Annotated in this window: 22 protein-coding genes and 1 riboswitch; of the genes, 2 read left to right on the forward strand and 20 right to left on the reverse strand. The window is 48.6% G+C overall.

All coding sequences use genetic code 11. The annotated features are described in order from the left end of the window. Window positions 1-379: 379 nt before the first annotated feature. The 19 genes from NCCP2331_RS06510 to NCCP2331_RS06600 all read right to left on the reverse strand — a co-directional run bounded on the left by NCCP2331_RS06510 (window position 380) and on the right by NCCP2331_RS06600 (window position 18,679). Window positions 380-1,417 carry a ribonucleotide-diphosphate reductase subunit beta gene (locus tag NCCP2331_RS06510; RefSeq protein WP_251669431.1) on the reverse strand — a complete coding sequence of 346 codons (1,038 nt, stop codon included), beginning with the start codon at window positions 1,415-1,417 and terminating at the stop codon, window positions 380-382. Continuing rightward, a complete protein-coding gene (locus NCCP2331_RS06515; RefSeq protein WP_251669433.1) occupies window positions 1,396-1,833 on the reverse strand; it encodes a flavodoxin in 438 nt (145 codons plus the stop codon). The genes NCCP2331_RS06510 and NCCP2331_RS06515 overlap by 22 nt, the downstream gene beginning before the upstream one ends. After that, window positions 1,821-4,043, reverse strand: a complete 2,223-nt coding sequence (locus tag NCCP2331_RS06520) for a ribonucleoside-diphosphate reductase subunit alpha (protein ID WP_251669434.1) — start codon at window positions 4,041-4,043, stop codon at window positions 1,821-1,823. Before NCCP2331_RS06520 ends, NCCP2331_RS06515 begins: the two co-directional genes overlap by 13 nt. Before the next feature lie 133 nt (window positions 4,044-4,176). Next, window positions 4,177-4,356: riboswitch (cobalamin riboswitch) on the reverse strand. 215 nt (window positions 4,357-4,571) lie between these two features. Continuing rightward, window positions 4,572-5,999, reverse strand: coding sequence for an alanine/glycine:cation symporter family protein (locus tag NCCP2331_RS06525; protein ID WP_251669436.1), 1,428 nt, complete (start codon window positions 5,997-5,999; stop codon window positions 4,572-4,574). 121 nt (window positions 6,000-6,120) lie between these two features. After that, on the reverse strand, window positions 6,121-7,257 hold the full coding sequence (locus NCCP2331_RS06530; protein WP_251669438.1) for a glycerate kinase: 1,137 nt from the start codon (window positions 7,255-7,257) through the stop codon (window positions 6,121-6,123). Between the two features lie 333 nt (window positions 7,258-7,590). Further along, window positions 7,591-8,196: a PepSY domain-containing protein gene (locus NCCP2331_RS06535; RefSeq protein WP_251669441.1), complete on the reverse strand. Its 606-nt coding sequence runs from the start codon at window positions 8,194-8,196 to the stop codon at window positions 7,591-7,593. Between the two features lie 114 nt (window positions 8,197-8,310). Next, window positions 8,311-9,024 (reverse strand): PepSY domain-containing protein, encoded by a 714-nt coding sequence (locus tag NCCP2331_RS06540; protein ID WP_251669443.1) that lies wholly within the window; start codon window positions 9,022-9,024, stop codon window positions 8,311-8,313. A gap of 54 nt (window positions 9,025-9,078) precedes the next feature. Then, complete coding sequence (locus NCCP2331_RS06545; RefSeq protein ID WP_251669445.1) at window positions 9,079-10,413, reverse strand: sensor histidine kinase; 1,335 nt, start codon at window positions 10,411-10,413, stop codon at window positions 9,079-9,081. Further along, the gene (locus NCCP2331_RS06550; protein ID WP_153720697.1) at window positions 10,403-11,104 is read right to left on the reverse strand and encodes a response regulator transcription factor; all 702 of its coding nucleotides are present in this window, start codon (window positions 11,102-11,104) and stop codon (window positions 10,403-10,405) included. The genes NCCP2331_RS06545 and NCCP2331_RS06550 overlap by 11 nt, the downstream gene beginning before the upstream one ends. Window positions 11,105-11,377: 273 nt before the next feature. Next, window positions 11,378-11,641, reverse strand: coding sequence for a type II toxin-antitoxin system RelE family toxin (locus tag NCCP2331_RS06555; RefSeq protein ID WP_251669447.1), 264 nt, complete (start codon window positions 11,639-11,641; stop codon window positions 11,378-11,380). Then, window positions 11,610-11,966 (reverse strand): hypothetical protein, encoded by a 357-nt coding sequence (locus NCCP2331_RS06560; protein ID WP_251669450.1) that lies wholly within the window; start codon window positions 11,964-11,966, stop codon window positions 11,610-11,612. Before NCCP2331_RS06560 ends, NCCP2331_RS06555 begins: the two co-directional genes overlap by 32 nt. A gap of 210 nt (window positions 11,967-12,176) precedes the next feature. After that, the gene (locus NCCP2331_RS06565; RefSeq protein WP_251669451.1) at window positions 12,177-12,431 is read right to left on the reverse strand and encodes a hypothetical protein; all 255 of its coding nucleotides are present in this window, start codon (window positions 12,429-12,431) and stop codon (window positions 12,177-12,179) included. 102 nt (window positions 12,432-12,533) lie between these two features. Continuing rightward, window positions 12,534-13,634 (reverse strand): threonine synthase, encoded by a 1,101-nt coding sequence (locus NCCP2331_RS06570; protein ID WP_251669454.1) that lies wholly within the window; start codon window positions 13,632-13,634, stop codon window positions 12,534-12,536. Between the two features lie 136 nt (window positions 13,635-13,770). Then, a complete protein-coding gene (locus NCCP2331_RS06575; protein WP_251669456.1) occupies window positions 13,771-13,953 on the reverse strand; it encodes a histidine phosphatase family protein in 183 nt (60 codons plus the stop codon). Between the two features lie 33 nt (window positions 13,954-13,986). Continuing rightward, window positions 13,987-14,694: a GNAT family N-acetyltransferase gene (locus tag NCCP2331_RS06580; RefSeq protein WP_251669458.1), complete on the reverse strand. Its 708-nt coding sequence runs from the start codon at window positions 14,692-14,694 to the stop codon at window positions 13,987-13,989. 37 nt (window positions 14,695-14,731) lie between these two features. Continuing rightward, window positions 14,732-15,061, reverse strand: coding sequence for a chaperone CsaA (csaA, locus tag NCCP2331_RS06585; protein ID WP_251669460.1), 330 nt, complete (start codon window positions 15,059-15,061; stop codon window positions 14,732-14,734). A gap of 40 nt (window positions 15,062-15,101) precedes the next feature. Then, complete coding sequence (locus tag NCCP2331_RS06590) at window positions 15,102-15,419, reverse strand: hypothetical protein (RefSeq protein ID WP_251669462.1); 318 nt, start codon at window positions 15,417-15,419, stop codon at window positions 15,102-15,104. A gap of 158 nt (window positions 15,420-15,577) precedes the next feature. Continuing rightward, window positions 15,578-16,483: a chemotaxis protein gene (locus NCCP2331_RS06595; protein WP_251669465.1), complete on the reverse strand. Its 906-nt coding sequence runs from the start codon at window positions 16,481-16,483 to the stop codon at window positions 15,578-15,580. A 150-nt stretch (window positions 16,484-16,633) separates the two neighbouring features. Then, entirely contained in the window at window positions 16,634-18,679 is a 2,046-nt protein-coding gene (locus tag NCCP2331_RS06600) for a sensor domain-containing diguanylate cyclase (protein ID WP_251669467.1), read from the reverse strand. Between the two features lie 266 nt (window positions 18,680-18,945). Between NCCP2331_RS06600 and NCCP2331_RS06605 the strand changes: the two genes are divergently transcribed. Both NCCP2331_RS06605 and NCCP2331_RS06610 read left to right on the forward strand, forming a co-directional pair. After that, window positions 18,946-19,272, forward strand: coding sequence for a nucleoside triphosphate pyrophosphohydrolase (locus NCCP2331_RS06605; RefSeq protein ID WP_251669469.1), 327 nt, complete (start codon window positions 18,946-18,948; stop codon window positions 19,270-19,272). Next, complete coding sequence (locus tag NCCP2331_RS06610; RefSeq protein ID WP_251669471.1) at window positions 19,265-21,676, forward strand: DEAD/DEAH box helicase family protein; 2,412 nt, start codon at window positions 19,265-19,267, stop codon at window positions 21,674-21,676. The genes NCCP2331_RS06605 and NCCP2331_RS06610 overlap by 8 nt, the downstream gene beginning before the upstream one ends. Window positions 21,677-22,226: 550 nt before the next feature. On the opposite strand, the gene NCCP2331_RS06615 is transcribed toward NCCP2331_RS06610, so the two are convergent. Then, on the reverse strand, window positions 22,227-23,081 hold the full coding sequence (locus NCCP2331_RS06615; RefSeq protein WP_251669473.1) for a DUF6282 family protein: 855 nt from the start codon (window positions 23,079-23,081) through the stop codon (window positions 22,227-22,229). Window positions 23,082-23,114 lie beyond the last annotated feature (33 nt).

Raw genomic sequence — 23,114 nt, forward strand, 5'->3', positions numbered from 1 at the left:
CAAATAAACCCTCGCTATACGTGTTTGCCGGTAACAATGGCAGCGGTAAAAGTACATTACGCAGCCTCATTATCGACAAAATCGGCTTAGATATCAACATAGATCCAGATGCTATTGCGAGAAGGATGGATCCTGCCAACCCTGAAAAGAAAAGAATATCGGCTGGTTAAGAAGTTATTCGATCTGTTCGCCAATATATTAAAGAAGGTAAAAGTTTTTCAATTGAGACTACATTAGCCGGAATGAATGCTATTAGACAAATGAAAGAAGCGAAGCAAGAAAGTTGGACACCAATCCAGAATCGATTCGTGTCCCTGCTTGTTATGCTATTCAATATTTTCTACCCGTTACCTTTAAAGCCACGTTCACTTCCCATAGCTTACAAATCATCAAACCCATTCAAATCACTAGTTTTCACATATTGCCGGCTCGTCTGCTCGAAGAAATCGGTCTTCGTATCGTCGAAGTTATCGACATATGCGCGGATCCATTTCATCGGATTGTCCGTGAACTCCGGATAAATCTCGCTCAGGCCGAGCATGCGCAGCATTTTGTTTGCGCGGTATTTGATATAGCCTTCCATCTCATCGAGGTCCAGTCCGTCAATTTCGCCCAGCACATAGCGGCTCCAGATGACTTCCTGTTCGACGGAATGGCGGAACTGATCATAAATCCAGTCCGTGAATTCGTCGGTATTGTATTCCGGGTTTTCAGCCAGTGCTGCGCGGAAGATGTCGCTGATTGCCTTGCCGTGTTGCAGTTCGTCGCGGTTGATATAGGAAATCATCGTCGACGTGCCGACCATTTTCTGATGGCGCGCCAAGTTATAGAAGAATGCGAATCCGCTGTAGAAGAACAGGCCTTCGAGCAGCGTCGTGTAGACCATTGCTTTCAACACTGTCTCGATTGTCGGGTTCTCGGCAAATTCATTGTACACTTCCACGATCCGTTCATTCCGCTTCATTAATACCTCATCTGTGCGTCCCATTTCGAATGAAGCCATCTGCTTGTCGAGATTCGTGACGGATGACAAAACGTATGCGTAACTGTGATTATGCTCGCTCTCCTGATCAGCAATCGTTGCCAGAATAGACTTGACAGACGGATCCGTCGTGAAGTCTGCGATCTTCATTGCAATTACGGTCTGCGGGCCGTCGAGTGTCGCAAGCAGGCCGATGATTTTCAGGAAGGCGGACTGTTCCGCCTGTGACAGACGTGAAAACTGTTTGACGTCCTGTGTCATATCCACTTCATTCGCTGTCCAGAACAGCGAACGGATTCGCTGGCGCAATGTGTAGAAGTGAGGATGTGCGAGATCGTTCCAGTTCAGGATTCCGCTTGCTTCCCCGCCGAAAATAGCTGTCGCTTTATTTGGATTTGCCGGGTTCAGTACTTTTACTCTTGTAAGTGTCGCCAATGGTCGAGCACTCCTTTCGTCCAGTTCGTTACGAGTTGTTCTTGTGTGCCGCGCGGGCTTTGTTCGATTTTCAACGGTTCAAAAGGTGAATGATAAAAGCGCGCCAGTTTTTCAGCCGCATGGCAAAACAATTCATCTCCGCCGAATTGCGTGTCCCCTGTGCCGAACACGTAGACCGGCTCCGGTTTGAAGCCGATGTCCGCGACGAAATCTTTCACTTCATCCGGCGTGGCGCCCTTTTCCCAGGTGAATGAACCGATACAGAAGGCATCGTATTCATTCACATCCGGAAGAACGCCGATTCCGATGCGGTGTATATCGACTTGGATGCCTTCGCGGGTCAGGTTCTCTTCAATCAATTCCGCCACTTCCTCCGTATTGCCGCTCCAAGAAGCGTACGCAATCAGGAATGACACCACTCGCACTCCTCGATTTCAGAAGCTGTGGAACGCATATAGTACGTCGTTTTCATGCCGGACTGCCAGGCCTGCATATGCAGATCGAGCAGGACGGATGCACGGATGGAGTTCGGTACATAGATGTTGAATGAAATTGACTGGTCGATATGGTGCTGACGTGCAGCGTTCTGCTTGATGGACCAGCGCTGATCAACGATGTACGCGGAACGGCGATAGACATCATACGTGTTGTGGTCGAGATCCGGTGCGATAACCGGCAGTTTATAATCCTTTTTCTCCTCATGGTAGAACGGCTTGAACACTGGATCGATTGATGCAGTGGAGCCCGCGATGACCGATGTCGAACTGTTCGGCGCGACTGCCATCAGATAGCCATTGCGCATGCCGTTGATCGCCACATCCATGCGCAGCTCGCGCCATTTATTCGAATCGTATTCACGCTGTTCGAAATACTCGCCTGTCTGCCAGTCGGAGCCGTCGAATAATGGATACGCGCCTTTTTCCTTCGACAGTTCCATTGACGCTTTGATTGTCAGATACGCGATATTTTCATACAATTTATCTGCATAGTCAACGGCTTCATCCGATTCCCACTGGATGCCCTTGAGCGCCAATAAATGATGCCAGCCGAATGTGCCGAGTCCGATGCCGCGGTATCTTGCGTTCGTCCGCTGCGCCTGCACGACAGGGATCTGGTTCTGATCGATGACATTGTCGAGCATGCGGACCTGAATCGTAATCAAGCGGTCCAATACGTCTGCAACCACTGCTTTCCCCAGGTTGATCGATGACAGATTACAGACCACGAAATCGCCCGGCTTCGTGCGTGTGACGACTAAATCGTCTTCAAGGGTAACTGATTCGTGTGTGCTCGCTGACATATTTTGTAATATTTCTGTACACAAATTACTCGAGTAAATGATTCCTTCATGTTTATTCGGGTTCATGCGGTTTACTTCATCGCGGTAGAACATGAACGGCGTGCCCGTTTCCAGCTGGCTGCGCAGGACCCGTTTCATGATTTCGATCGCTGATACCGTCTCGCGTGACAGGTCTTCATTCGCCACACATTCCTCGTACTTCTGGCGGAATGAGCCATTGCCTTTTTCTTCATCATAGAAGTCTTCCAATGAAAAGCCCATCTTCGTACGGACTTCATGCGGATCGAACAGATGCCAGTCTTCGCGTGACTCGACTTTTTCCATGAACAGATCCGGCAGGCAGACACCTGTGAAGATGTCATGCGCGCGCAGACGGTCATCGCCGTTGTTGAGCTTCAGATCCAGGAACGTGAAGATATCCTGATGCCATACATCCAGATACACTGCCACCGCGCCCTGCCGCTGACCGAGCTGATCGACAGAAACTGCCGTATTGTTCAGCTGCTTGATCCACGGAAGCACACCGCTCGAAGCGCCTTCAAATCCGCGGATGGATGCGCCGCGTGAACGCACTTTGCCCATATAGACGCCGATGCCGCCGCCGAATTTCGACAGGTTCGCGATATCGGTGTTGCTGTTGTAGATGCCCTGCAAGGAATCATCCACTGTATCAATGAAGCAGCTCGACAGCTGGCCGTGCATCTTGCCTGCGTTGGAGAGCGTCGGCGTCGCCACCGTCATATAAAGATTGCTCATCGCCCAGTAGGCTTCGCCGATCTTGTGGATGCGGTCTTCCGTTTCATCCTGCATCAGCGTCATCGCAATGATCAGCCAGCGTTCCTGAGGCAGCTCGACCGGCTGCTTGGAGAAATTCACTGTCACATAGCGGTCCACCAGCGTTTTTAATCCGATATACGTAAATAACAGGTCGCGTGAAGGCTCCAGCAAACGACCGATCTCCTGCAGTTCATCATGGCTGTACTTCTCAGTAAGAATTGGAGTATAAAGGCCCTGTGCAACCAGTTTTTCTACATTTTTCGCAAAGTCGGTATAGACGTCCGCACCGCGCAGCGCTTTCTGCTTCGCATACACATCGTACAAATAAATGCGTGCGGCAACGAAAGTCCAGTATGCGTTCGCTTCGTCGATTCTGCTCAATGATTCGAGCACCATCGCGCTTGTCCAGTCCGAAGCGGAACTGTCCGGATGACGTTCCTGATAACGCTCGCTCGCTTCCGTCAGCGCCTCGATTTGCTTCTTGCCGAATTCCTGCTCAAGATTTTCCAGCAATAGATTAAGACCTGCCGTTTCATGAATTATAGCCATTACATTCGCTCCCTTTGTGTTTGTTATGTAAGTAAAAAGACTCCCAGTAATCCGGGAGTCATTAGTAGATCAATGGAAGTTTGGCGGCAGAAGTAATACTTGCCTGATGCTTCCATTCTTCCTCCCCGAAGAATGTATTGCGGAATGAATGGCAGGTCTCCTGGCTGGCACATCGTCCTCCTGTCTCCCTTCCCGCAAGAATGCAGTGGGTATAATCCAGACAGTCGTCCATGCCCTCAGTTGCGGGGGCAGCTCCGTTTTTAAGCGGATTCCCTTTTAAACCGTTGATGGTACCGATTCATCGAAAATACTATATATAGTGTCTTATGTACAAGTAATACCCTAACATGTAGTGGTTAAACTTGTAAAGCATAAAAAGAATCTCAGCCCAGAATGTACCTTCTGAACTAAGATCCTTTCATTTTACAGGGAAATATTTTATCAAAATCAAACTTTATATGCCTTGACGGAAAATAAAATCACCGATGTTTTCTGTGCTGTATGGCATATGGATATCGATACGGATTTTTATGGCCGCAATCGTTCTTCCGGTTTTTCAGGTGTATCTTCCCAGCACTCCGCACCTGTTAGTCCCGGTATGGTGGAAGCCTTAAATACAGGGTTTTTCCCTGCCTTTCTCTGTACGGTAAAATCATCGAGCACCTGGAAGGCAACTTTACCGAGCAGGACAATGACGACGAGGTTGATGATTGCCATGAGCCCCATGAACAGATCTGCCATGTCCCAAACCACCTGCACCTTCGCAACTGCTCCAAAAAACACCATCCCGAGAACCAAAATCTGATATGCGTATTTCCAGCCTTTATTCGCATTGATGAATTCGATGTTCGTTTCGCCATAGTAGTAGTTTCCAATAATCGAACTGAACGCGAAGAACATGATCGCAACGGCAATGAAATAAGGAGCCCATGCGCCTACGTGCACCGCCATGGAAGCCTGCGTCAGCAAGATTCCGTTCGTTTCGCCCGATTCATACAGCCCGCCCAGCAAAATGATGAATGCCGTTGCAGAACAGATGATGATCGTATCGAAGAACACGCCGAGACTCTGAACGAGTCCCTGCTTTGCCGGATGTGATACATTTGCCGTTGCTGCTGCGTTCGGCACACTACCCATCCCGGCTTCATTGGAGAATAAACCGCGGCGCACTCCTTGCATGATCGCCGCACCGATGCCGCCTCCGACCATTTCCTTGATGCCGAAAGCGTGCTCGATAATGAGCATGATCATCGCCGGAACCTGCGTAATGTTCATGATGACAATGAATAATGCCACAATAATATAAAACGTTGCCATGACGGGAACAATTGTCTGCGTTACTTTCACGATCCGCTGCACGCCGCCGAACACGATGACTGCAGTCAGCAGGATCAATCCGATTCCGACAGTCCAGTCAGGAATCCCAAAAACATCCATAAAGGACTGGCTGATCGTATTCGACTGCACCGCATTAAAAATGAATCCAAAACAAATGGTTAACAAAACCGCAAAGACAATACCGAGTTTCCGATAACCGAGCGCCTTTTGTATATAATACGCTGGTCCTCCGCGGAACGTATCGCCGTCTTTCACTTTATAGACTTGCGCAAGCGTACTCTCTATGAATGCAGTCGCCATGCCGATAATTGCGATGATCCACATCCAGAATACCGCGCCCGGCCCGCCGATTCCGATTGCCAGAGCCACCCCTGCCACGTTGCCGGTTCCGACACGTGAAGCCGCACTGATCGTAAATGCCTGGAACGGAGACACACCGTCATTGCTGTCTTTCTTTTCAACTATTAAGCGAAACATCTCTTTAAACAGGCGAACCTGTACAAACTTTGTGCGAATCGTAAAATACACACCTGCCGCCAATAAGAGTCCAATTAATATATACGTCCAAATAAAGTTATTCGCCGGCCCGACCAGCCAGTTTAAAGCGTTTTCAAACATTCGACCACCTCCTGTTATCTCTATACCCTACCCGCTGCCTGTCTACGCACGGCAAGACAAAGAAACCTTGCCGGAAACTGAACAAGGTTCCTGTACTATACTATATTTTAATAGCATTATACTACTGAAAAGCAGCAGGTAAATTCTGCATCAATTCCGCGGTCGTCGCGGCGAGATGATTTGCCGCGTCTGTCATCAGCTCTGCTGCAGGATATCCGCTCTCATCCAAAGCGCACAGAACGGAAAACCACTGCTTCAGAAACGGCCGCGCCTGCTCCTCAATCGAACCCGATATGACGGCTACCGGCACTTCATTCGCTTTCGCGGTTTTCGCTATGCCCATCAGCGCCTTCCCCTGCAGCGTCTGCAGATCTGTCCTGCCTTCCCCCGTCAGAATGAAATCTGCAGAAGTCAAATGCTGCGCAAAGCCGGCCATTTCCAGCACGACTTCAATGCCGCTTTCCAAATGTGCTCCGCAGTAAGCAAGCAAAGCACCCGCACTGCCGCCCGCCGCTCCTGCTCCCGGATAATCGTGAAGACGCATGCCTGTCTGCTGTTCCGTCAGATCGGCAAAATGATGCAATCCGTCGTCCAGCGCTTTGACCATCTGTTCATCAGCCCCTTTTTGCGGGCCGAAGATAGAGGAAGCGCCGTTTTCACCGACAAAAGGATTTTGTACATCGGAAGCAATCCGAATGTCCGCCGTTTTCAAACGTCCGTCCAGCTGCGAGCAGTCGATGCCTGCAATCTGCCGAAGTGCCGAACCTTTCATTTGCAGCAAATTTCCGTCTGCATCGGAGAATTTCACACCTAGCGCTTCGAGTAAACCGGTACCTCCGTCGTTCGTCGCGCTGCCGCCGAGGCCGATGATCAATTTACGGTACCCATCGTCGAGCGCCTGCCGAATTAATTGGCCCGTACCATATGTAGAAGCGTGCATCGGATTGAGTTCGTCGGGTGCCAGCAACAGCAAACCGGAGGCCTGCGCGAGTTCAATGACCGTAGTTTCTCCGTCGCCGAGAATTCCGAGCTGCGCTTCGGTTTGCCGTCCCAGCGGATCGTTCACTGTCAATGTCTTAACATTTCCATCTGTTGCTGATACGAGCGCAGCCATCGTCCCTTCCCCGCCATCTGCAACAGGCAGGCATATCGTCTCTGCCTCCGGCATGGCCCGCTCCACACCCGCCCGCATCGCAGTCGCCGCTTCATTCGCCGTCAGACTGCCCTTGAACGCGTCGGGCGCTATGAGTATCTTCATGCACTCCACCTCTTTTTAGTTTCAGTGTAGCAGAAATGAAGTTATTTTTTCATTTTTCGAGTTAGAATGCTGTCTTTCAGAATGAAACACCGTAATATGATCACTCAAAAGGAGTGTATGATCATGGAGCGGCTGTCTATGAGCGCGCGACCGAGAAGTATGATCACCCGCACAGGCGCAATGATCACTTGCCGGGTGTTTATGAGCTTCAGCCGCCCCAGATACTGTGCGCAACAAAAAGGCTGCCCAAAGAATTCATTCCCCGGGCAGCCTTCTGTGTTTTATGTGTGTGTTTGTATGCTTTTACCGCTGACTGATAGTTTGTGGGTGGTTTCAGTCTTGTTCAAATGAAATGATGGTGCCTGTTTCGGCATCCATCAAGATTTCGTACTCGAAAAACTCATCTTCCAGTTCAATCTCATAAAAAATTTTACCGTCTTCTTTTTCCTTCTCAATGTCCACATCGGTCAATTTGCCGACTGCATGCTGTCTGGCAATTTCGATCGCTTCTTTTTTCGTCAGCAAGGACCGGGCAGGCTGTTCGTCAGATGAAGAAACGACGGTCAGCGTATGGTTGGTTGACGCAGCCAGCTCTGCCGGTTGATCAAAACTTGCCGGTTGCCGGATTCCCTTTTCAGGTTCCACTTCCGCCGCTTCTTTCTCGATCTTCAGTACATCGCCTGTCTGCGCATCTACCTCCATGTCTGTCTGGATGGTTGAATCTGAAAGTTCGATGTCGTAGACTACCCGGCCTTGCTCGCGGTCCAGCTCCACTTCCGTGACTTCGCCAGAGGCGTGCTGCTGTGCGATTCCGCTCACTTCTTCGTGACTCAATACGGGCTCTTCCACCGGTTCAGCTGAAGGACTGCTTGTTGCAGCCGCCACGCCGCCGATTGTCAAGATGCCTGCCAAGGCTGGAAACACCATCCATTTATTCATCGAATTCTCCTCCTTTCTTCTCTACCCCCACTGTACCCCGGGTTTCTGAGAAAAGAGTAAGGGCTTCATTAGAAAATGATGAGAGATTCTCAGTAAAGGAGGAATTTCCCATTCCTAGTCATCCCACTCCACTGACATGACCTTGCCTGAAATCGCATGGATTTGATAAACCACTTCATCCGCATCCGCGTCTGTATCCAGCTCCAGCTCCACTAAATAATAGCCGCCCTGCTGTGTCTCAACGAAATCAATATCATCCACTTCCACAGGAACCTTGGCGTTCAACTGCCTCAGTGCAATATTTGCAGCTTGCTGCGATGTCAGCAGCACGGACTGTTTTGGTGCCGGCGCTGGTTTTGGCTGTGGCTTCGCAACCGGTTTTTCTGCAGGCTTTAGTGCAGGTTCAGGCGCAGGCGCAGGTTTCGGCTGTTCTTCCGCTTTCGGCAATGGCACCGCGGCAGGTTTCTCCACAGGTGCAACATCACCAGCAGGCTCGGCCTTTTCCGCTTCAGGTTCTGGTTCAGGTTTCACTGCCACTTCGGGCTCCGCTTCACTCAATAAAGTCAGCGCCAATACCTTGCCCGTCTTATGGTCGACCGTCGCACTGTATAACGCGCCGTTTCTGCGTATCTCCGCCTCATAGCCGTCAGCCCCTTCTGTCAGCTGCTCGACCGACCCCTGATACATCGACTCCAGACGCGACTTCACTTCCTCTTTCGGCACAGCGTCCTGATGCATGATCTGCTTGATATACCAGTTGCTTCCCATCACAATGACCACCGCCAATAAAAGCGGCAGCATCCACGGCTTCTTCCACCAACTCATCATCCGTCACCTCATTTCCTTCCATTATATCCCGCCATCATTAGATTTCCCTGAGAATCAGCGAGGCAGCGTGATCCGCATAGTCGTCCCGTCTCCGCGCACACTTTCCACCTGCAGTTCCGCCCGGATTCCGTCCGCCAGATCTTTCGCAATTGCAAGACCAAGTCCGGTACCGCCTGTTTTACGGGCACGGTCTTCCTGCACCCGATAAAATCGGTCAAATAGATGAGGCAGATGCTGTGCGTCAATTCCTTCCCCATGATCCTGCACTTCCATCACGACCGCCCGCTCTTCCTGCCAGGCACGCACCTGAATTTCCCCGTCACTGTATTTTCTCGCATTATCCAATAAAATGAACAGCAGCTGCTTCAGCCGCTTTTCATCCGTTGAAACCGGCAGCCTGCCCGGATCCGCAAACGTAATGGTCCGTCCGGAAGCGACACGCAGCGGCTCCACCGTCTCTTTAATAATCTGCGTCACATCCGCCTGCGCAAACGTGAAGGCCAGCGGATCCTTACTTTTCGCCATCTGCAGCATCTGCTCGATCAGCTCTTTCATCCGCGCCGTTTCATTGAGGATCGCCGTCAGTGCTTCGTCCGCCACCTGCTTGTTGTCGAAGCCCTGCCGTTTCAGCAAGCGCCCATATCCTTCCATAATGGTCAGCGGCGTCTTCAGCTCATGGGAAGCATTCGACACGAACTTCTCTTGCTTTTGATAGTTCTGCTCGAGCTGCTCCATCATTTCGTTGAATGTCTGGCTCATTTCCGCCAGCTCGTCTTTGCCGTCCAATGCCGCCAGTTTCTCATATTTTCCCGATTTCCTGCTCGCGCGCATCGTCGCAATCAGCTTAAAGATCGGCTGCGTCACCACTTTACCGAGCGTCATGCTCGACAGCGTAATCGGGATCATCGCCAGCAGCGTCACCCCGAGCAGGATGAATTTCAGCAAATGAAGGCTGCGGCTCGAGTCCCGCAAAATCTGGGCAATCTCGATATAGGCGACGTCCCCGTCCAGCCAGATCACCGGCACTTTCGTCATCATCACTGCCGCGCCATTGACCTGGCCGATCGAATAGTCATCCTCATCAAACGACAGCTCATAATTCTCGAGCTCTTTCGTCGAAACCAGCGTCTTGATTTCATCCCCTTCTTCATCCGTTACCCGCAGCATACTTTCCGGATTGATGTACGTCCGCAGCACATCGCTGACTTCCTCTTCATCATGCACGCGGCTCAGGCCTTCCGTCAGCTCCTTCGAACGATGGATCAGCTGCTGATATTCGGTCGTATAGGCCAGCTGCTTAAAGATCACATAAATCCCGCTATTGCTGAGCGCCAGGATGAACAGCATCAGCACCGTCGAAAACAGATGGATCTTCGTCTTAAGCTTCATGCACCGGCTCCTTCAGCACATAGCCGACGCCGCGCACCGTATGGATCAGCGATGCCTCACCGCCGTCGATCTTCTTGCGCACATAGCGAATATAGACATCGACTACATTCGTATCTCCAAAATAATCATAACCCCACACCGCGTCCAGCAGCTGCTCACGCGACAGGACTTGATTCGGATGTTTCAGCAGATGCTGCAGCAAATCAAATTCCCGCGGCGTCAGTTCGACCGACTGCTCTCCCCGGTGCACTTCACGCGACAGCTGATGCAACGACAAATCGCCCAACACCAGCAAATCCGGATCCGCAGCTTCCCCGGGCTCATGCCCCGCAATGCGCAGCGCCGTACGGATTCTCGCCAGCAGCTCCTCGATTTCAAAAGGCTTCGTAATATAATCATTCGCCCCGAGATCCAGTCCTTTCACCTTATCCTCGACATCATTCTTTGCCGTCAATAAAAGGACAGGCGTATGCTCGTCATGGGAACGAATCCTGCGCAGCACATCGAGCCCGTTCAGCCCGGGCAGCATGAGATCCAGCAGCACCAAATCCCATTTCTCTTCCCGGAACAGAATCAATCCGTCCGTCCCGGTATGCGCAACCCCCGTCTCATACTTCTCAAATTCCAGCTCCAGCTGCAATACACGCGCAATGCTCTCTTCATCTTCTACGATCAAAATACGCTCTGTCATATGTCCTCACCTGTCTGTATACGTTTTTCTCTTATTTTAGCAGATTACGAGAGGGGCGCCTGTACCGCTGTCTGATTGCGGCAGAAAACAGGACTTTTTCCGTATGGGCGGAGGCGGATTGATTGCGGTGTGGAATGTTTTGGGGACGTTCATGGGCTTTTCGGCGCGGTTAGAGGCTTTGGCAGCCTGACCACACGGCAAATAAACACGTTCAGTTTCATGAACGTGTTTATTTGCCCGTTATACGTAAACAGAAACTCAGCACACAGGGGATTATTTATAGATATCTCCACGATTTCCTACTGCTTGGATAAAAATAACATGTTCATGATGATCAATCATAAAGATGATACGAAAGCTGCCTACTCTCAACCTATACAGACCATCATTTCCCTTTAATCGCTTAATGTCACCTGCAGGAGGCGCAGCCAAAAGTCCTTTTAATCCAGCTGCAATTCTTTCTTGGGCGGCCATATCCAATTTGGCAATGAACTTAACTGCAGGCTTATGGTAAATCAACTTGTAAACCGTATCCATGTGCCGCTTCCTCCCCTGAAATATAGTCACCTCCAATATTCAGCTGCTCAATCTCCTCTTCTGTCAGCGCGTCATTATCGAATTCTTCTTGATCTATCTTCCGCCAGAATACAGGACTTTGTTTTTTAGATCTTTCATACAGAAACTCAATAAAGTCCATGGCCGCTTTTTGATCTTCAGTACTTAACGACTCTACTAGTTTAACTAAATCTTCTTTGCGCATCGCCATTTCATTCACCCCTGTTTTCGTATTATCATTGCTGTATATCGTATATTCAGTTTTCCATACAAACATTGCAGCTAATTTATACTGTGACAAAAACACAATATCACCGCCTAAAAGCCAGTTAGCTCCTCCGAACTTGTTTGTAAAAAATCCTCTTCAAACGCAATATAGTATTTCCCGTCTTTAGACATATCCTGTATTCCATCAAGCATGGACACCGTTTGTATGGAATGAATCTTATGGGCTTCCCGCTTTCAGAAAACATCTCTCAATAACTACTTGCTTTTTTTCCAATAAGCATCTTCTCTCTTATGCTTTCTTATCCCGTAAATATTTTAGACCCTGTTCCCGATTAAAAACCCGTCCATTTAAACGGTCTTTCTGACTTCCTTCAATTTGACGGATCAGTTCCGGGTCTTGAGCGATTCTTTCCACATCAAGATTTTCAATCACTTCTTTTTCACGTTTCATGTTCAAATAACCTATAAAATCATATACCTCAGCTGCGTCCTCTTCATTAATAAGGTCAATTAACTGTTTCAGCTCTTCACGATCTACACTCAATCTGAGCACCACCTTATACTAGTTGTTTTCATTATAGCATTAGACCAACACATAATTAATTATTCACGTTTGATAAAATTCACATTTCAGAAATAACGATTTCTAATCCGACTTAACCCCCGCGCCGCACAAAGGAATGACGACCACTTCATCTTTTGCCTTCGCATACCCCATATACCCTGCATAATTAATAGCTGAAGTAACTTCTACATAAAACCCTCTCTTCGCAAGAGTATCGCGGGCTTCCAGTATCGCTTCTTCGCCGACCGTTAGAATCATTCCCCCGGTTTCGCGGATCGCTTCCAGCACCTGTTTCGATCTTGCCGGCGCTGCGATGGCGATTCCCTCTGCCAAAGTCCCTTCATTTACAACCGGCTTTGCGATCGGTTCCTGATTGGCAAATGCTTTCGCAAGCGGTGCGCATCTTTCAGCCTGGATGGCTACGATCTTCGGCATCCGGCCAATTTTATTGGTTTCCAAAAGTTCTTTGAAACCGTAGTACACACCGAGCACCAATGTTCCGTTCCCAACAGGAACCAGTACGGTATCCGGCGCTTTCTGCAGCTGCTCGAAAATCTCGAAGGCGTATGTTTTCGTCCCTTCATAAAAATACGGATTATACACATGACTCGCATAAAAAACCTGCTCTTCCAAAACAGCTGACTGCGCCGCCGCGGCCACTTCTTCCCTCGTGCCTTCAATGGCTCTGACTTCCGCGCCGTGCGCTTTAATCTGCGCCAGTTTCTTAGGAGAAGTATGTGCACTCACATAGACATCACAGGCAATCCCGGCCCGTGCCGCATACGCAGCGATCGCCGTCCCCGCATTCCCGCTGCTGTCCGCGATCATCTTCCTGACACCCAGCTGTTTCGCCAAAGTGACCAATACTGCAGCACCCCGGTCTTTGAATGAAAGCGTCGGCATCATATATTCCATTTTCACATATGTATCCGGCTCTTCTTCATCAAATACAAGCAAAGGCGTCTGTCCTTCGCCAAGAGTAACGGAAGGCCAGGCTGTCAGCTCTTCAACTGCGCCCATTGAAGAGGCATAGCGCCAAATCGATGGATGATCGGTCCAATGAAAACTTCCCGGATCCATTTCCGGTTTCAACAGGTCCAAAATCCCGCCGCACTCACACTTCCAGCGGGTTTCTTCAATTGGATATACTTGATTGCATACAGAACAAATATAAATGGTCATGGCATGATCTCCGTTCTTACTTGATTCTTATATAATGAAACGCAAAAAATTACTGAAGATTCCAAAGGGAAATTCTCTCATCGTATCGACTTTCACAACTTCTACGGATCTGTCCCCTTAATTATTTTAGCGATGGTCACTGCCCCATCGCTCGTACTGGAATATATAGCGTCCAATGGCACACCGGATAGATTGAGGGCCACTTGTTTTGCCTGGTTACCCCTTTGTCCTTCAAAGGCGAGTCCTTAGATCCATGCAAAAGTTTCTTTATATGCCAAACGGTTTCTCCATGTCTCGGTGAATAAACGTCAGTGCCCATATTTCCCCTCACTAAAAATCAAGTTTATTCTGCTCATTCAACATATCCAAACACTTCCAGCCGCTCCATCTGCACCCCGTCCTCATCAAAGTTCTCATCCGCCAGCCACCTGTCGAACGCCCGCTTCCGGTCCGGCCATTCCTCCTGCAGCATGGAAAACCAAGCCGTGTCCCGCGAACGTCCTTTATAAATTACAGCATGCCGAAACGTCCCTTCATAGGTAAAACCAAGCCGTTTCGCAGTTCGAATAGAAGGAGCATTCAAGGAATCGCATTTCCACTCATAGCGCCGGTACTGTAATTCGTCAAATACATACGAAGCCAATAAAACATGTGCTTCCGTCGAGATCCTTGTTCTCCGCAACGCATCTGAGAAATTCACGCTTCCGACTTCAATGACACCATTCGCCTGATCAATCCGCATTAAACTGAAGATGCCGAGCGGCTTGTTTGTCTCTTTATCCAGAACTGCATAAAAAACATTGGTTGCGCTTGCGATTTTCGATAAGATATTCTGTTCGAATGCCGCATACTCCTGAGGCGGCCCGTCGGATAAATAGGTCCAATTGGCAGGGTCGGAATTTGTATATGCTTCATACAGCGCTTCTGTATGCTCCGGGGTCAGCCGAGTGACAACCGCGTAGTTCCCTGTGTAGTGCATATCGCTGGGAAACTCTCTTTTTTCCCAGTCCTTCAAAACGTCTCCTACTGGCTGACCATATTCATTGAGCCGCTGTTCCATTTGATCACTTCTTCCCGTAATTTTTATCCCATTTCATTTAAGCAACCGGCGTCCCATTCTTCACCGGCTGATCCGGTCTCAACAGCACCACGTCATCTTCTCCCGGCATACCGCCCATCACCAACACTTCCGATTTGAATCCCGCAATCCGTCTCGGCGGAAAATTCACCACCGCCACCACTTGCGTTCCGATCAGTTCTTCAGGCACATATCGTTTCGTAATTTGAGCGGACGACTGTTTAATGCCCAATTCACCAAAATCGATCTCCAATTTAATTGCGGGCTTCCGCGCTTCAGGGAACGGTTCCGCTTTCACCACCGTTCCTACACGCATATCCAATTGCAAAAAGTCTTCTATTGTCGCCATGACAATCCCCTCCATCAATTTTTCACAAGACATCCAAAACCTAATCTTCACCCAGCCACTGCGCCAATAAAATATTAGAAAGGAATAAAATCGCCATCACGGCATATAACATCAACGGCAGGTCAAATACATAAATCACCAGACAAAACACAGCAAAAAGCACGATATTGACTATGAACTCCCTTTTCTTCCCCACTTTCTTCTTACGGGGAAAAAGCACCTGCATAATCATCATAAGAGGAAGCAGGATAATGAGCGTAAGAAGAGGCGTTTTAGGCAAATCAAAAATGAACAACACCGCGACAATGACAATCACCATGATACCGGCATGCAGGTATTCCTTTGTTTTAGCAGTCATCTTACGTACCGATCCCTCCTGCCAATGATATAGGTCACCTGTTCAAATAAAAACCAATAACAGAACTTTCCAACCTTTCAACCATTTTAACATGTCCACAGCAAAATGCGAAGACAGCGCACAAAAACGCCAATCCGGCGTGGATTGGCGTTTTCGTCTTACAATATAAACTTATCGATCTTCAGCACAAGCTCCGCGATTTCCGGTTTACTTACCTGATCGTCCGCCCCGACACTGAGACCTTTATGCTTCAGGTCGTCTGTGATAAGAGAAGAGAAAATAATGATCGGCAATGCCTGAAGCTTCGGATTTTCACGGATTCTCTTCGTGAAGTGGTGGCCGTCCATCTGCGGCATTTCTATATCCGTGATGACGAGCTGCACTTCCTTCTTGACGTCGATCCCTTCATTCGCAATACTTTCCAGATAATCATACGCATCTTTCCCGTTCTCGTAGAAATCCAGATTGCCGTAGCCCGCTTCCGTAAGCGTATCATTCAATAACTTACGCAATAAAGGGGAATCTTCCGCGATCAGCAGGCGTTTATCGGAACGCTCGCGCTTACCGAGTTTCTTCACTTGCTCGACATTGATGCCGCCTTCCGGATTGATATCCAGGATGATTTTCTCGAAATCGAGCAGCAGCAGCATTTCGCCGTCCAATTTGATGACGCCGATGACTTGGGAATTTTCTGCTGCGTAAATCCCTGAAGGCTTCTCGATCTGGTTCCAGGAAATCCGGTGAATCTGCGTGACGTTGTGCACTTTGAAGACGACCGTCTGTTTATTGAATGAAGCCACAATATATTTTTCATCCTGTGGATTCGCTGAAGGCGTCATCCCCAAGATTTTTTCCATACTCACAACCGGCAGCACTTCGCCGCGTAATTGAATGATTCCCTCCACTGCAAAATGCGCATGGGGAATCGGCGTAATCGGTAACGGCATGATGATTTCTTTCACTTTGATGACGTTGATCCCGTAACGATTGCCTCCCATTTCAAACCCGACAATCTCCAGTTCATTCGTACCACTTTCCAATAAAATACCTGAATCGTTCGCCAACTTCTTCCACCCTCTCAGACGATATGGTCTATCTATCTATTCAAAATTAATAGTAGCAAAATTCTTTTGACGCTATAGGACTACTATACCATACAGACAACCAATCAATCTATGACAATAAAGAGAAATCTGGCGGCTGTTTCATTTATCTCATGATTTGTCGATTTTCACCAGCCCGTGGGATTTCTGCGCTTCTGCGATCCACTCGATCAGCTGTTCACTGGCCATCGGTCTTGCATAGTAGAAACCTTGGAATATCAAGTCCGGCTGAAGGTCCAGCAAGAAATCGACCTGCTCTTTCGTCTCCACGCCTTCGATGATGATCTGCAGTTCCATCGACAGTCCGATTGCGAGGATGGCGTTCAGCACCGCGCACTCTTTCGGCGAGGCCGGCACAACATCGGTGAACGACTTATCAATCTTAAGTGTCGTGATCGGCAGCTGCTGCAGATAGGACAGCGAAGAAACCCCGGTTCCGAAATCATCGAGCGCCACCGCAAACCCGTAGCGCTTGAAACGTTTCGTCGCAGCCGTCGCGAGCGCAATCGATTTCGCTGTACTCGTCTCTGTGATCTCCAGTTCGATACGGCCCGGATCGATGCTGTAGGAATTCGTTTCTTTCCATAGGACATCAAGCAAATGCGGCTCCGTCATATATTCGCCCGGAATATTGATCGCTACTTGCGGCACATCGACCCCTTGCCTGTCCCAGCGATGAATCTGCCTGCACACTTCGCGGATGATCCAGTCCGTCACCTCACCCATGCGGCCGTCCTGTTCGAGGAACGGTACGAAGACAGCGGGTGAGATCGGACCGATTTCCGGATGATCCCATCTGAGCAGGGCTTCTACGCCAATGAATGATTCCGTCCGGCCCGCAATTTTCGGCTGATAGGCCAGGTACAGATGCTTTTCATCCATCGCTTTCGAAATGTCGCGCAACACTTCCTGTTCATAGGACGTTCCATAAACAGCAGGATCGAATGTGATCAAGCCCCAATTGCGAGTCATGGATGCCTGCTCAACGACCATCAGCGCTTCTTTGTACAGCTGCTTCTTCGTTTTACGCTGATCCGCTTTCGAGAGGGCGCAGGTATAGCGCATCTCCTGCCTTTTGATGGGCAGCAGCTGATCGATTTCGCGCTGGATGATGACCAGGCTTTTGTAGAAGTCAGCGGAACGGCCGGCCTGTGTAACATAGAATAAGTAGCGATTTCCGCTGACCCGGTAAAGCTGCGCAAACTTCGGTTTCCATTTTGCCAACAGCTCCCCGATTTGCTGAAGGATTTTGTCCCCCGCTTCGTAGCCGTAGAGCTGATTGACCCGCTGCAGATCCGGGAAATTCCAGATGGCCAAATCACCGATCGCTGTTTCATCCGACAGCTGCCGTTCCCAATTCCGCCGGTTCGGCAACTTCGTCAATACGTCAAAATACTTCAGCCAATGGTCCACATACCCATCGATATAGGTCGTCAGCAGCATACCGACCAGCAACAGACCGACCCCGATGCCAATGACGGCATTCAGGAAATGCATATGGGAGATCGGTTCATCCGCCAGGGGCTGTCCGATTTCCACAAAATACGTCATGCTGAACAGCCCGATATAATGCATCAGGGCAGGACCAATCGTCAGGAAGATCACCGCAAGCCCCCGATTCGCTCTGGAGCGGTTCGGGTTGCTGATCAGACGCAGCGTGAAATAGGCAAACAAGCCGCCGATAATATTCGCGGCCACCATCAGCTTCCAATCATAGCGATAGATTGCATCCATCTTCATCGATTCCATGCCAATGACATGCATGGCCGTCATCCCCTCTGCAAGCAGCGCCGCACCGATTGCATGACGCCAGCAGGGTTTCATCGGTCCCTGTACGAGCTGGAAGGCCAGGAAGGAAGCAATGATCGCAGGAAGCATCGAAAGGAAACTGATTGGATAATCGACATGCATTTCAATCGGAAACAGCAGCGAGTTCATCGACACGAAATGCGTCGCCCAGATGCCGAAACCAAATGCCAGCGAAGCGAGCACAAGCCACACTTCGCGCCTGAAGAAACTCGCCTGCTGCATGCGGTCATAGAGCGCGATCGTCGTATAGGAAGCAAAGCCGAGGATGAGAAAGGAGAGCAGGATCACGTTCAACGAATAAGTCCCCGCTACTTCCGTGTATTGCTGGTAGTCTGGTGGTGTAAACAATCCGCCCACCTCCCAAAACCCGTGACAAAAGGGAAATATACTCTACAAGGTAATCTAAAATACCTATTATTGTATAATGATAAAAAAGTTTAGTTTCTCTTCATTATTTACTATTTTTCTATGACAGTCAATGAATTTTCATATTTTCCTACTGTACAACAGCATTATTCGACAATATGGGACTTTTCATTGGTTCAATCAGTAAATACACATCCAACGGCTCTATGGTAGAATACAGGAAATAAGAATGAATGGAGAGGATGTATATGCCAGTCTACAATAAACTGGTCCGCGATTTCATTCCCGATATCATCGGGCGTGACGGAAAGACCTGCGTGACGCGCATATTGGATGAATCAGCCTACATAGCGGAAGTGAACAGGAAGATGTACGAGGAGCTGAAGGAGTACGAAGAAGCCAATACGGCAGAGGAGCACGTGGAAGAACTGTCGGACCTGCTGGAATTGATCCATGCAGCTGCCCGGTTCCATGGCGTGACGGTGGAGGAACTCGAACATGTCCGGAAAGAGAAAGCTGAAAAGCGCGGAGCTTTTAATGAAAGAATCTTTTTAGAAGAAGTACTGGATGACTAGACTGCGCCTGCTGACGCGGAACTTGCTGGAGGACTTGAAAAAGCTGACGGCTGAAGCCGACACGATCTACTGGATGACCGCTTTTCTAATGGAATCAGGCGTCAAAGAAGTGCTGCCCGTGTTGAAGGAAGCCTCCATGCGCGGCGCTGAGATCAAGATCCTGACAGGCGACTATCTGTCGATCACGCAGCCGGACGCGCTTGCCTTATTGTTTGAGGAACTGCCGGGTGCTGAACTCCGTATGATCGAAAGCGGCGGCACATCTTTCCATCCGAAAGCCTATTTGTTTAAATCTGCTGAGCGCGCAACGGTCATCATCGGCTCGTCCAATTTGTCGAAATCCGCATTGACCTCCGGCATTGAATGGAATCTGTACGCCCCTTCGACCGTCGATGACGAGATTTTCGAAACAGCCGCAGATGAATTCATGAAGCTGTTCCTGTCACCGAACACCGTGCTTGTCCATTTGGAACAGATTGAAAAATACCGGCAGCGCTACGAGGATATGAACCGGAGTCTGCCGTTCAGTGCGGCATTCGATCCGAAAACAGAAATCGAAATGACATTCGGCGCAACGGAACAGCAGATAGCCGATCCCAATGAAACGTATGCATCCGCAGTTCTGGAGCCGCGCCCCGCACAGCAGCTGGCGCTCGATGCCCTGCACGACACAGTCAGCGCGGGTTACGAAAAAGCATTGGCGGTCCTTGCGACAGGACTCGGCAAGACGTATCTCGCCGCGTTCTTCGCGGAGAACTATCAGCGCGTCCTGTTCATCGCCCACCGTGAAGAGTTGCTGACGCAGGCACAGCAGTCATTCGCACAGGTCTTCCCTGACAGGACGAGCGGTATTTATAATGGCCATCAGAAAGTGAATGACACGGATTTTGTTTTCGCATCGATTCAGACACTGGCCAGGAACTATCATCTGCAAAAATTTTCACCGACCGCTTTTGATCTGATCGTTGTGGATGAATTCCATCACGCAGCTGCGGCGACCTACGAGCGAGTACTGAATTACTTCAAACCAAAATTCCTGCTCGGCCTGACCGCCACGCCCGACCGTCTCGACAATAAGGACGTCTACAGCCTGTGCGACGGCAACGAAGCCATCTCCATTCATTTTCTCGATGCCATCCGCAAGAACTGGCTCTCCCCTTTCATTTATCACGGAGTGCTGGACGAAACAGACTACAGCCAGCTGAAGTGGCGCAACAACCGCTATGATGAAGAAGAACTGCTGCGGCTGCAATTGCGCGAAAGCTATGCCGAAGCGGTGCTGAATGCATGGAAGGAACATAAACAAAGCCGCACGATCGGGTTCTGCTCATCGATTCGGCAAGCCGTCTTCCTGAGTGACTATTTCAAGGAAGCAGGCTATCGTTCACTCGCACTTCATGGCACGATCGACCGCCATACGAGAACGACAGCAAAAGAAAAACTTGAATCAGGCGAGCTCGATATCATCTTCACCGTCGACCTATTTAATGAAGGAATCGATATCCCGTCCGTCGACACCCTGCTGTTCGCGCGGCCGACCGAATCACTCACCGTCTTCACCCAGCAAATTGGACGAGGATTGCGCATAGCCGACGGCAAATCGCATTGCGTCATCATCGACCTCATCGGGAATTACCGCAATGCACGGAAGAAGTACCAGGTATTTACGGAAGACCATGAACTCCCTGCGAGAATTAGCAGCGACTCGTTCACGGAGCCAGACTTTTTCGAATTTCATTTCGATACAGCTGTTATCAACCTGTTAGAAGCCATGAAACAGAACGAACCAATCCAGCAGCGATTGATCAATGCGTATTTTGAGCTCAAAGAAGAACTTGGCCGGCGCCCGACTTATTTGGAGTTTCATTTGAAAGGGAAGGTAGATTCGAAAGCGATTCAGCAGAAGTTCGGGACGTATCCAGTGATGCTGGAGCATGCGGGGGAATTGAGTGAGCTGGAGAAGGACGTGCTTGCTGCGCACAGGGACTGGCTGATTGAAGTGAACCGTACGGGTATGACGAAGAGTTATAAGATGGTTTTGCTGAAGTATATGCTGTCGCGGGGAGCTAGGGATTGGTATAAGCCGGTTACGCCGAGTGAAGCTGCGCCGTTTTTCCATGCTTATTTGATGGAAAAGCCTTATAGAAGAGATGCTGATCTGGCGGATAAACGCGGGCAGGCGCTGCGTGTGTATGATGAGGATAAGGTTGCGAAATTGATTAGGGATATGCCGATGACGAAGTGGAGCGGGTCTTCTAAGGGGAAGATTTTGTTTGAGGATGGGGTGTTTGTGCTGCAGATAGATGTGATTGAGCAACATGAAGAGATTTCGTTTGAGTGGATTGAGGGGATTTGTGAGTATCGGTTAGGGTGGTATTTTGAAAGAAGAAATACTAAGAAATAATCAGGACATGAATTCACTAGCAGGAGGTCGAATTCGTAGTATGTAAGCAGCGCACTCACATGATTTATTTCGTGTTAAAAAGCGCAGGAAAATGGGGTACCCTTCCCTGCCAATCAAGAGATTCCAAAGTTGATCAAGCGTATTGATATCAACGTTTCTGCCATTGCACCTGCCTCTTTAAAGCTGGAGTCTAAATAACCGTTTCCTATACTAACGGGATTTCTGATCACCTTTTAAAAAACATCCTGGATTTCCGAGCAAGTTGGCACTGTAGTATGCTATGTCTCTCGCCGAAAGGTATTTAGAATTATTTACAGACAACTAAATAAAAATCTGCACAGAGAAGAGCACCTTCTACAAAAAGGTGCTTTTAATGTTTTATAATCAAAAAGTATTAGATGATAGGTCCTGATGTAATTCAGATACTGCTAAGGCATACCATTCTGTATACATGCTGGAACTATCCCCTACTGTCTAATAGGTATTTATTCATCAGTTATCCATAAAAGCATCTCTGGCTTCTCCTGATTTCTGTAAAAATAACTTTAATTCAGATTAAGTTTAATAAACGTGATGGCAGTTCTCGTGTCATATAAGTAATATGCTTCAAAGGAATTTCATTATCCATTAAAAAGGTAATATATTCTTCCAAAGCATCTTCCCAAAATGGATTTTCAACTTGTCCTCCATCCGTCGACACTAACACATTTTGATATCCTACATTTTTAATTATTTCTAGATTTCCTTGAAGGTTTTTTTTGAAACTTTTATCAGGCATTGGTTGTGCATAGCAGAGTTCTAGAAATACATTATATTTTTGGGTGATCTCCATCTGTTCTTGCATTGACATACCCACAATCCAAAATTCAGGATGTGTTACTACTATTTTATCAATTCCCAACCTTTTAGCTTCCTTGACAACCGTAAAAATCTCTTCAGGAGAAAGATGACCTGTAGCTAGTACCGCATCATATTCTTTAATTAATCGCAAAATATATTCCAATTCCTTGACTACCTTATTATTTTGGACACAAATTATGCCATCTTCTTCTTGACCTAACTTTTCCATGTGATTTCTTGCATGGATTGTTGGAAGCCAAACAATTTTAGCTCCCATCTTTAAGCCCGCCTCGACCGCAAAAGGATTCAAACCACCAATTGCTTTATTTAATGTAATACTCCCAAACATTGTTAAGTCTGTCTTATTACATTTTTCTCGTACTTTCATTTCGTTTAATAAGTAGGCTCTATTCATGCTTGTCCCAAAGTGATTTTTAATCACTATCGCTCTCGCCCCCACCCTAATACCTGCATTCATGAGATCTATATCGGAATAAGCTCGTTCCGCTATGTCAGGCTTTGAATGAACATGCATGTCTATGACACCTTTTAATAATTCCTTCAATTCGGTTACCTTCCTTTTTATATATTTTGACGA

It is taken from the genome of Sporosarcina sp. NCCP-2331 (genome assembly GCF_023707945.1).
GTDB classification, from domain to species: domain Bacteria; phylum Bacillota; class Bacilli; order Bacillales_A; family Planococcaceae; genus Sporosarcina; species Sporosarcina cascadiensis.